Annotated in this window: 7 protein-coding genes and 2 pseudogenes; 3 read left to right on the top strand and 6 right to left on the bottom strand. The window is 67.7% G+C overall.

Annotation, left to right across the window (positions count from 1 at the left end; all coding sequences use genetic code 11):
* From G205_RS19955 to G205_RS19940, 4 genes and pseudogenes are all read right to left on the bottom strand, one after another.
* Positions 1 to 503 (bottom strand): annotated as a pseudogene (locus G205_RS19955) (PTS sugar transporter subunit IIA); the annotation flags it as partial.
* Positions 504 to 505: 2 nt separating this feature from the next.
* The gene (locus G205_RS19950; RefSeq protein WP_009359612.1) at positions 506 to 1,498 is read right to left on the bottom strand and encodes a 1-phosphofructokinase family hexose kinase; all 993 of its coding nucleotides are present in this window, start codon (positions 1,496 to 1,498) and stop codon (positions 506 to 508) included.
* Positions 1,495 to 2,301 (bottom strand): DeoR/GlpR family DNA-binding transcription regulator, encoded by an 807-nt coding sequence (locus G205_RS19945; protein WP_009359611.1) that lies wholly within the window; start codon positions 2,299 to 2,301, stop codon positions 1,495 to 1,497. Before G205_RS19945 ends, G205_RS19950 begins: the two co-directional genes overlap by 4 nt.
* 302 nt (positions 2,302 to 2,603) lie before the next feature.
* The gene (locus G205_RS19940; protein ID WP_009359610.1) at positions 2,604 to 2,861 is read right to left on the bottom strand and encodes a DUF6458 family protein; all 258 of its coding nucleotides are present in this window, start codon (positions 2,859 to 2,861) and stop codon (positions 2,604 to 2,606) included.
* Between the two features lie 160 nt (positions 2,862 to 3,021).
* Between G205_RS19940 and G205_RS19935 the strand changes: the two genes are divergently transcribed.
* From G205_RS19935 to G205_RS19920, 3 genes are all read left to right on the top strand, one after another.
* On the top strand, positions 3,022 to 3,639 hold the full coding sequence (locus tag G205_RS19935) for an alpha/beta hydrolase (protein WP_009359609.1): 618 nt from the start codon (positions 3,022 to 3,024) through the stop codon (positions 3,637 to 3,639).
* A 424-nt stretch (positions 3,640 to 4,063) separates the two neighbouring features.
* Positions 4,064 to 4,801 carry an HAD family hydrolase gene (locus tag G205_RS19925; RefSeq protein ID WP_009359607.1) on the top strand — a complete coding sequence of 246 codons (738 nt, stop codon included), beginning with the start codon at positions 4,064 to 4,066 and terminating at the stop codon, positions 4,799 to 4,801.
* A gap of 119 nt (positions 4,802 to 4,920) precedes the next feature.
* The gene (locus tag G205_RS19920; protein ID WP_009359606.1) at positions 4,921 to 7,266 is read left to right on the top strand and encodes a glycoside hydrolase family 65 protein; all 2,346 of its coding nucleotides are present in this window, start codon (positions 4,921 to 4,923) and stop codon (positions 7,264 to 7,266) included.
* 39 nt (positions 7,267 to 7,305) lie between these two features.
* On the opposite strand, the gene G205_RS19915 is transcribed toward G205_RS19920, so the two are convergent.
* Together G205_RS19915 and G205_RS19910 are read right to left on the bottom strand one after the other, a co-directional pair.
* Positions 7,306 to 8,616 carry an MFS transporter gene (locus G205_RS19915; RefSeq protein ID WP_009359605.1) on the bottom strand — a complete coding sequence of 437 codons (1,311 nt, stop codon included), beginning with the start codon at positions 8,614 to 8,616 and terminating at the stop codon, positions 7,306 to 7,308.
* A gap of 61 nt (positions 8,617 to 8,677) precedes the next feature.
* A pseudogene (locus tag G205_RS19910) lies at positions 8,678 to 8,949 on the bottom strand (lipoyl synthase); the annotation flags it as partial.

The raw sequence follows: 8,949 nt of genomic DNA, 5'->3' as shown, positions 1-8,949 counted from the left end.
CGCTCCGGCCGTCGCGGCGCCGACGGGGGCAGCGGCGGCCTGGGCTGCCGGCTTGTCAGCCAGGCGCCGTCCACCAGCTCCACGATCTCCTGCTGGCTGGTGGCGTTGCGGAGGGCTGCCGTGAAGTCCTTCTTGATGAGGGACCGGGCCAGCTTGGAGAGCAGCTTCAGGTGCTCCTGGTCCGCGCCGTCCGGGGCGGCGATGAAGAAGATCAGGTCCGCCGGGCCGTCCTTGGCGCCGAAGTCCACCTTCGGGTTGAGGCGGGCCATGGCCAGGGTGGGTTCGGTGACCGCGGCCGAGCGGCAGTGCGGGATGGCAATGCCGCCGGGGATACCGGTCGCGGTCTTCTGTTCGCGGGCGAAGGCGTCGGCGAAGAGGCCTTCAACCTCGGTTGCGCGTCCGGCGGCAGCTACCTTGCCTGCCAGGTGCCGGATCACCGACTCGGGCGCGTTGCCCAGGTTCTGGTCGAGCTCGACCAGTTCAGTGGTGATGAGCTGAGTCACTGTCAATCCTTTCGAAGGGCCGTGATGGTTACGGCATCCGGGGTTGTTTGGTGGACTGCCGGAACCGTTGAACCGGGCAGGGAGGCGGCAGCGGCACCGTGGGCCACAGCCTGACGAAGGCAATCGGCCGGGGACGCACCCTGGCCGTGGGCGAGCAGATAGCCGGCCAGCGCGGAATCACCCGCGCCCACCGTACTGACCGCGGAGACCGGCGGATGCGTGGCCAGCCACGCGCCGTCGGCCGTTACCAGGACAGCTCCCTTGGAACCGAGAGTTGCCAGCACAGCACCCACACCCGCTCGAACGACGGCGGCAGCGGCTGCCGCTGCGGCCGCCGGGTCCGCTTCCAGTTCGTCAGCGGTGGCCGGGGCAAAGCCGGCCGCGGTGGCCAGCTCTGCCAATTCTTCGGCGTTGGGCTTGAGGAGGTCCGGCATGCCGGCCGCGCCGCCGGTGAGGGCTGCGGCGAGTGGCTGGCCGGACGAGTCGACGGCGATCAGCGGCGTCCGTTCCGGAGACGCGCCGTCGGCGGATGAACGCAGGCGTTGGGCCGCCGTCGCGTAAAAATCAGCCGGGAAGCCCGGCGGCAGGGAACCGGCCAGGACCACCCAGCTGGCACCGCGGGACGTCTCCAGGAGCAGCTTGAGCAGGGCCTCCTGCTGGTTTGCATCCAGGATGGGGCCGGGCTCGTTGATCTTGGTGGTCACGCCGCCGGGCTCGGTCAGGGCAACGTTGGTGCGCAGCGGCTCGTCGATGGGCAGCGAGGCGAACGGCACGGCGCTCTCACGGAGGCCGGCAAGGACGGGATCGCTGTCCGCACCCGGGAGCACAGCCATGGATTCGAGGCCGGAGGCCACCAGGGCGCGGGAAACGTTGACGCCCTTGCCCCCCGACTCCTGGCTGACGGAGACGGCGCGCTGCACTTCGCCGCGTTCCAGCGGGCCGGGCAGGGCCACGGTGCGGTCCAGGCTGGGGTTGGCGGTGAAGGTGACGATCATGCGATCACCACGTCTGCGCCGGCTTCTTCCAGTGCGGCTGCCAGTTCAGGTCCGGGTTCGCTGTCTGTAATCAAGGTGTCCAGGTCTTTCAGGGAGGCGAACTGGACCAGGGTTTCCGTGTCCAGCTTTGAGGAATCGGCCAGCACCACAATGCGGCGTGCCGAATGGACGAAGGCTGCCTTGACGGCGGCTTCTTCAGGATCGGGAGTGCTGAGGCCAAAATCCGCGTGGATGCCGTTGGTGCCCACGAAGGCGATGTCCGGGCGGATTCTTGCCGCGGCGTCGACGGTGGCCTGGCCCACGGCCACCTGGGTGATGCCGCGCACCCGGCCGCCCAGGATCTGCAGCGCTATGCCGGGGACGTTGGAGAGTTTGGCCGCGATGGGGACGGCGTGGGTGATGGCCACGAGTTCGGGCCGGGGTTCTGCTGAATCGGTTGGCTCGGCAGCGGGGCGGCGGGAAAGCATGTCCGCCAGGACTTCGGTGGTGGTGCCGCCGTCGAGCAGGACGCTGGCGGCCTTATTGCGGGGGATGAGGGCCAGGGCGGCCTCTGCGATCCTGATTTTCTGGTCGGGCCGCTGGATGGCGCGCTCGGTGATGCTTTCCTCGGTGGTGCTGAATCGGTCTGCCGCCACGGCGCCGCCATGGACGCGGCGTACTGTGCCTGCGGTCTCAAGGGTGGCCAGGTCCCGGCGGACGGTTTCGGTAGTGATGCGGAAGCGCTCGGCCAGGTGGGTCACGCTGACCCGGCCGCTGCCGGCAACAAGCTCGGCAATCTTTTGCTGGCGCTCCTCGGCGAACACATACCCTCCGTTGCGTAGGTTGCTGGTGCTGGGATTTTCGGTGCCGCTGCCCTGGGCTTCCGAAGCCTGGGGTGACTGGCATCACATGATGTTGGGTTACTTGACTTTATCTTTGCTTCTGTTGGTTTGTCAATGGAAACCAACATGAAACAAAATGCCGCCCTTCCACTCGAGAGTTGCCGCCCTCCCGGTCAACGCTCCAAGGGGAAAGCCGGGCCGGACCATGACGGTCCGGCCCGGCTTTCCGGGAGTGAAGGGCACTCGGTGCCCGGACATTTCCTGCTGTTTGCGCTTCCGCTGGGCTAAAGCCCGCCGTCCCGGCTTTCGTTGCGGGTGATGCGCTCGCCGGTGTTCGGATCCACCACCGAGCGGGTCTCACTGACGCGCCGGCTGCGGCCCGGGGGGGCGAGGATGAGGGAGGCAATCAGCCCGATAACGCCCACGGCCATCAGGATGTAGCCGATGAGCACCTGGTCCACGAAGGGGATGAGGCCGGGGGCTACCGCCCAGGCCAGGATGGCGCCGAGGGCGATAAGGAAAATGGAGGATCCGATTCTCATGTCTTGCTCCTTCTGGTCGAGGATGGGCGTTGGCTTAGCCCGCGACAGATGCTAAGCATGCTGTCAGTTAATTCGAACGCTACAGCCCGGCGGGACCCTGATCAACGGTTTGGGGGCCGCTGCGCGTCTCATCTGTGTAACGGCTGGCTAGGCTGGTGCGATGGAAACGGTTGTGTGGTCCAAGCCCGAGGACCAGCGGGCAGGCACGCCTTTGCTGGTGATGATGCACGGCTACGGCACGGACGAGTCCCGCATGGTCCGGCTCTTCGACTACCTTCCCCCCGAATTCACCTGCGCCGCCCTTCGCGCGCCCATGCCGATTGGCGACCATTACGGCTGGTTCCTGCTGGACTATTTCCTGGTCAACGACTTCGCCGATGTCATCTCCGCCACCAATGCCGTTCACGGGTGGGTCAATGCCGTCAGGGGCCAGCACACGAGCGTCAGCCTGATGGGGTACTCGCAGGGCATGGCCATGGCGAGTACGCTGCTGCGGCTGCACCCGCAGGCCTATGCGTCGGTGGTGGGACTGTCCGGCTTCGTCCTGAACAATGAACTGCTCGCCCTGACAGACTCCTTCGACCCAAAGCCGCCCTTCTTCTGGGGCCGCGACAAGGCGGACCTGGTGATCAACGACGACGCCACCGCCTATACCGCTGACTGGCTTGAGAAGAACACCCTCCTGACCAGCCGGACGTATCCCGGAATGGGGCATGCGATGTCAAAGGCCGAGATGGTGGATGTCAGCGCCTTCCTCCGCCACTACATCCTCCGCTGAGCGCGGAAACCCGGCGTTCAGCCCTGCGAATTCCGTCACATCCAGGCTGGCGCCAGCAGTTGCAAAAAAACAGTTGCCAGCCAAATTTGTAAGCGCTTACACTCGTCTACGGCCCTTAGTGTGGCCTTGAACTGGGCGGACAAGGAGGCGAAGGACATGCAGGCAGCAAGCCGGGGCGATGCGCCGGTGCCGTCCCGGCCCGGGCGGGCACCCCACGGCAGCATGAGGCTGAAAGTTTCCGTTCCGCCAAGTTGTCCTTCACTGGCAACGGGCACATGATGGAAGACGTATCTGGACCAGCAGGGACCTGCGCGCCGCAGCAATTTTCGCCGGCAGCCCCCTGTGCTGGTCATCCGGGCGCCGAAGCCACCTCCCCCACACTCCGTCTTCACGGCTGCCTGCCGTCTGAAAGGACAAACCGCCCATGACTGCATTGCCTGCAACAGAGACTGCCGCCTGGACCGGCGCTTCTGCCATCCTGTTCGACCTGGACGGCGTGCTGACCCCCACGGCCACCGTGCACGAACAGGCCTGGCAGGAACTGTTTGAAGGCTACCTCGCCTCACAGCCGGAGGTGGCGGGCTACCGCGAAAGCGACTACTTCGACCACATCGACGGCAAGCCGCGCTTCGACGGCGTCCGCGACTTCCTGGCCTCGCGGGGCATCGTGCTTCCCGAAGGTCCCCTGGACGATGATCCTGCAAACTCCACCGTCCAGGGCCTGGGCAACCGGAAGAACCGCATCTTCAACGACATCGTCAGCGGCGGCGTCGAACCGTTCGAGGGCTCGGTGCGCTTCCTCCAGGCCGCGCTGGAACGCGGGCTGAAGGTCGCCGTCGTCTCTTCCTCCCGCAACGCGCCGGCGGTCCTGGAAGCCGCCGGGCTTAGCCACCACTTCGCCGTGGTGGTGGACGGCGTGCTGGCTGCCAAGGAGGGCCTGCCTGGCAAACCCAGCCCCGCCACCTACGAATACGCTGCCCGGCTGCTGGGCCTCCCCACCGAGGAATGCGTCGTGGTGGAGGACGCCGTATCCGGGGTCCAGGCGGGCCAGGCAGGAGCGTTCCACTCGGTCATCGGTGTGGACCGCGGCGCCGGCCGGCAGACCCTCCTCGACGCCGGGGCAACGCTGGTGGTCCAGGACCTGCAGGAACTGGTTCCCTAGCCACTGGCGGCAGGACGGCAGCTGTTCCCCCGCAGCAGCCATCCAGGCGCCGCACCCCCTTCGAATAACATCTGCCGGCACAGCCGGCAGCTCAGTAACGCCAAAAGGACCCCAACACCATGGCACTCATCACCGCGGACCGCGAGCGGTTCCCGAATAACCCCTGGCAGCTCGTCGAAGCCCGCCACGAGCCGGGCGACGCCGGTACCCTGGAGACGCTTTTTGCGCTCGGCAACGGGCACCTGGGAATCCGCGGCGCGCACTGGGCCGCCGCGGACGCCGAGCTGCCGGGCAGCTTCATCAACGGGCTGCACGAAATCTGGGACATCAAGCACGCCGAAAACGCCTTCGGCTTCGCCCGGACGGGCCAGCGCATCCTGTACATCCCGGATGCCAACAACTTCACGGTAGTTGTTGACGGAGAGGCCCTCAGCCTCGCCGAATCCGAGGTGGTCGACTACCGGCGGACCCTCGACTTCGCCACCGGCGTGTACGAGTGCCGGATCACATGGCAGTGCCGCTCCGGCGCCACCGTGACCACCACCGAACGCCGGGCAGTGGGCTTCGCGTCCCGCGGCAGCCTGGGCATCTCCCTCTCCGTCGCCACGGACCAGGATGTGTCACTGGACGTGACCTCCTCCGTCATCAACCGGCAGGACCAGCCGGTCGAGGACCACTCCGTCCATGATCCGCGCCGCGCGGGCCGCCACGCGGGGCGCGTGCTGCTGCCGCTGCGGCTCGACGGCGGCGACGGATCGCTCCGGCTCGCCTGGGAAGCCGCGGAATCCAAGCAACGCGTGGGCATCGCCGTGGACCACTGGACCTCCACCGGCTACCAGCCGTTCGAGACCGTGGTGGACCAGGATGACAGCACCGTCAGGTATGTCCTGGCGGTGAGCCCGGACCAGCCGTTCACCCTGGAGAAGAGCGTCAGCTACGCCGCGGGCGCCGCGGTCCAGGACCCCGCCGCAGATGCTGCCGACGCGGCTGAAGCGGGGCTGCGGCCGGTCCAGGACATCTTTGCCGAAAGCGAAGACCACTACCGCCGCTACTGGGCCACCTCGGACATCGTGGTGGACGGCGGCACCCCGCAGCTGCAGCAGGCCATCCGCTGGAACCTGTTCCAGCTGGCCCAGGCAACCGCGCGGGCAGGCGTGGCCGGCATCCCGGCCAAGGGCGTGACCGGTTCCGGTTACGAGGGCCACTACTTCTGGGACCAAGAGGTGTACCTCCTGCCGTACATGACGTACACCAACCCCGAGGGCGCCCGGCAGGTCCTGGAATTCCGGCACGGCATGCTGCCTGAGGCGAAGATCCGGGCCAAGGAACTCAGCGTGGACGGGGCGCTGTTCCCATGGCGCACCATCAACGGGCTGGAAGCCAGCGCCTACTACGCCGCGGGCACCGCCCAGTTCCACATCGCGGCCGCTATCGCCTTCGCCACCAACCGTTACCTGTGGGCCACGGGCGACACCGCGTTCCGCGACGGGATGGGCGCCGAGTTGCTGATCGAGACCGCCCGCATGTGGATCTCACTGGGCTTCTTCGGCAAGGACGGGCTCTTCCACATCCACGGCGTCACCGGCCCGGACGAGTACACGGCAGTGGTCAACGACAACCTGTACACCAACGTCATGGCCCGTTTCAATCTGCGGGCCGCTGCCGCCCTGGAGCACGCCGGCATCACCCAGGAGGAACGCCAGCTCTGGGAGGCCGCCGCCGACCTGATGCAGCTGCCGTTCGATGACCGGATGCAGGTGCACTCCCAGGACAACGACTTCATGACCCTTGAGGCCTGGGACTGGACCACGCCGCGGTCCAAGTACCCGCTGCTGCTGCACTTCCACCCGCTGGTGATCTACCGCCACCAGGTCCTCAAGCAGGCGGACACGGTCCTGGCCATGTTCCTCCAGTGGCAGGACTTCACGGCCGAGGAAAAGCAGCGCGCCTTCGACTTCTACGATCCCATCACCACCGGCGATTCCACCCTGTCCGCCTGCGTGCAGGGGATCATGGCGGCCGAGGTGGGCTACTCCAAGGAGGCCCTGGAGCACTTCACGAACGCCGTGTTCATCGACCTGGACGACACCCACGGGAACACGATCGACGGCGTCCACATCGCCTCCACCGGTGGGGTGTGGAGCTCGCTCGTGTGCGGCTTTGCCGGCCTGCGGGACCAGGGTCCCGCGCCGTACTTCGATCCGCGGCTGCCGGCCGAATGGAACGCGCTGACCTTCCACCTCAAGATCCGTGGCCGCCTGCTGCTGGTCCAGCTCACGGCCGGCTCCATCACGCTCAGCGTCCAGGAAGGCGAACCGCTGGAGGTGGACGTCCGCGGGCAGGTGCAAACCGTCGGCGACGATCCCGTCCGGGTAGCCCTGGATCCGGTCACCGAGCCGGAGCCCACCGTCTTCCCGAGCGGCCTTCCCACGGCAAGCATCCCGGTGGTGCGGGGCAAGGGCTGACGTCCGACGGCGGGAGGAGGCGGCGGCCGGACGGCCGCCTTAGTCTCCTGCCGCCGTCGCGCGTTCCACTTCCGGTGCCCGGTCCAGGGGGTGGGCGAGCTCGTCGGCCTGCATCCTGGCGACGGCAAAAGCGATGACCGCCATGACGGGGCAGACGCCGCCGGCCACCAGGAAGATCAGCCAGATGGGCAGCACCTCCGCGGCCGGGCCGGCCAGGGCCATGGACACCGGCATCAGCGCCAGCGAGACGAAGAAATCGAGGCTGGAGACCCGGCCCAGCAGGTGCGGCGGAACCCGCCGCTGGAGCAGCGTTCCCCAGATGACCATACCCACGCTGCCGGTCACGCCCCACACGAACAGGGCTGCCGCGATGACCCAGAAGTTGTCCATGAGCCCGACGGCGGCCAGCGGCATGCTGCCGGTTCCCCAGGACACCATCATCACCGTGAGGTAGCGCCTGGGCAGCCGGAGCGAGGCGGTGACGAGGGAGCCCAGCGCCGCGCCGACACCCATGATGGCCAGCAGGAAGCCGAACATGCTGGAATCGCCGCCCAGCTGGTCGCGCACCACGAACGGCAGCAGCACCTCGATGGGGCCGATCAGGAAGAGCACCGAGATGCATGCCCAGACCAGGGTCCACAGCAGCCACGGCGTCCGCAGCGTGTAGCTGACGCCCTCGCGCAGGTCATGGAAGAAGGACTGTTTCCGTTGCGCCCCATCGGGATGCCCGCCGGGATGCCCGCCGGGGTGCCCCGCCAGGGTATGGCGGGCCAGGAAGTTCAGCACGATGAAGGCCAGCAGGTGGCACATGGCCACTCCCGTCACCGCGTGCGACGGCGAGAGCGCGGCCACCAGGATGCCAGCGACGGCGGGGCCCGCCGCCTGCTGGAGGACCGGGCGCATGGTGCCTTCCATGCCGTTGGCAGCCAGCAGGTCCTCGGCAGGCAGGATGCGCGGCAGGATGGCCGAATAGGCCGGGAAGAAGAAGGCGGCACCGACGCCGAGGACGAACGCGCCTGCAGCGACATGCCACAGCTGCAGCCAGCCCGCCATCGCCAGTCCGCTGATGGCGGCGATGACTGCCAGGTTGGCGCCCTCGACGGCGATGATCAGCTGGCGCTGCGGGATCCGGTCGGCTGCAATGCCGCCGGCCAGAACGAAGGCCACCAACCCGACGCTCCCGGCGGCCGCCACCAGGGAGAGTTCGAGGGGCCCGCCGCCGAGCTGGATCACCTGGTAGACCATGGCTACGGCCCACATCCCGGACCCGAAGATCGAGATGGCCAGCGCCGCGATCAGTACCCGGTACTCACGGTGGGCAAAGGGGCGCAGGGCTTTCGGGGCGGGCATAAGCCCCAGTTTAAGCCCGCCCTTGCCGGCCTGGTGCCCCCAGCCTGCACCAGGCAGGCGCTTATCCCGCGAGGAGGCTGGCGGCTTCCTGGCGGGTGGTGCCGGAGTCCTGGATGCCGTCGGCGATGTGGGTCAGTTCGGCGGGGATGTCGTGGCCCTTTTTGCGCATGGCGGTGGCCCAGAGCCGGCCGGCGCGGTAGGAGGAGCGGACCAGGGGTCCGGACATGACGCCGAGGAAGCCGATTTCTTCGGCTTCGTGCTGGAGGTCCAGGAATTCCTGGGGCTTGACCCAGCGGTCCACGGGCAGGTGCCGTTCGGAGGGGCGCAGGTATT

This window comes from Arthrobacter nitrophenolicus (assembly GCF_000332815.1).
GTDB lineage: Bacteria > Actinomycetota > Actinomycetes > Actinomycetales > Micrococcaceae > Arthrobacter > Arthrobacter nitrophenolicus.
The sequence above is the reverse complement of the archived record's forward strand: the minus strand, read 5'-3'. Positions and strand labels throughout refer to the sequence as shown.

Coding starts and splice junctions, on each gene's coding strand:
- G205_RS19950 (WP_009359612.1), bottom strand. CDS start 1,498: ATGATCGTCACCTTCACCGCCAACCCCAGCCTGGACCGCACCGTGGCC.
- G205_RS19940 (WP_009359610.1), bottom strand. CDS start 2,861: ATGAGAATCGGATCCTCCATTTTCCTTATCGCCCTCGGCGCCATCCTG.
- G205_RS19935 (WP_009359609.1), top strand. CDS start 3,022: ATGGAAACGGTTGTGTGGTCCAAGCCCGAGGACCAGCGGGCAGGCACG.
- G205_RS19925 (WP_009359607.1), top strand. CDS start 4,064: ATGACTGCATTGCCTGCAACAGAGACTGCCGCCTGGACCGGCGCTTCT.
- G205_RS19920 (WP_009359606.1), top strand. CDS start 4,921: ATGGCACTCATCACCGCGGACCGCGAGCGGTTCCCGAATAACCCCTGG.
- G205_RS19915 (WP_009359605.1), bottom strand. CDS start 8,616: ATGCCCGCCCCGAAAGCCCTGCGCCCCTTTGCCCACCGTGAGTACCGG.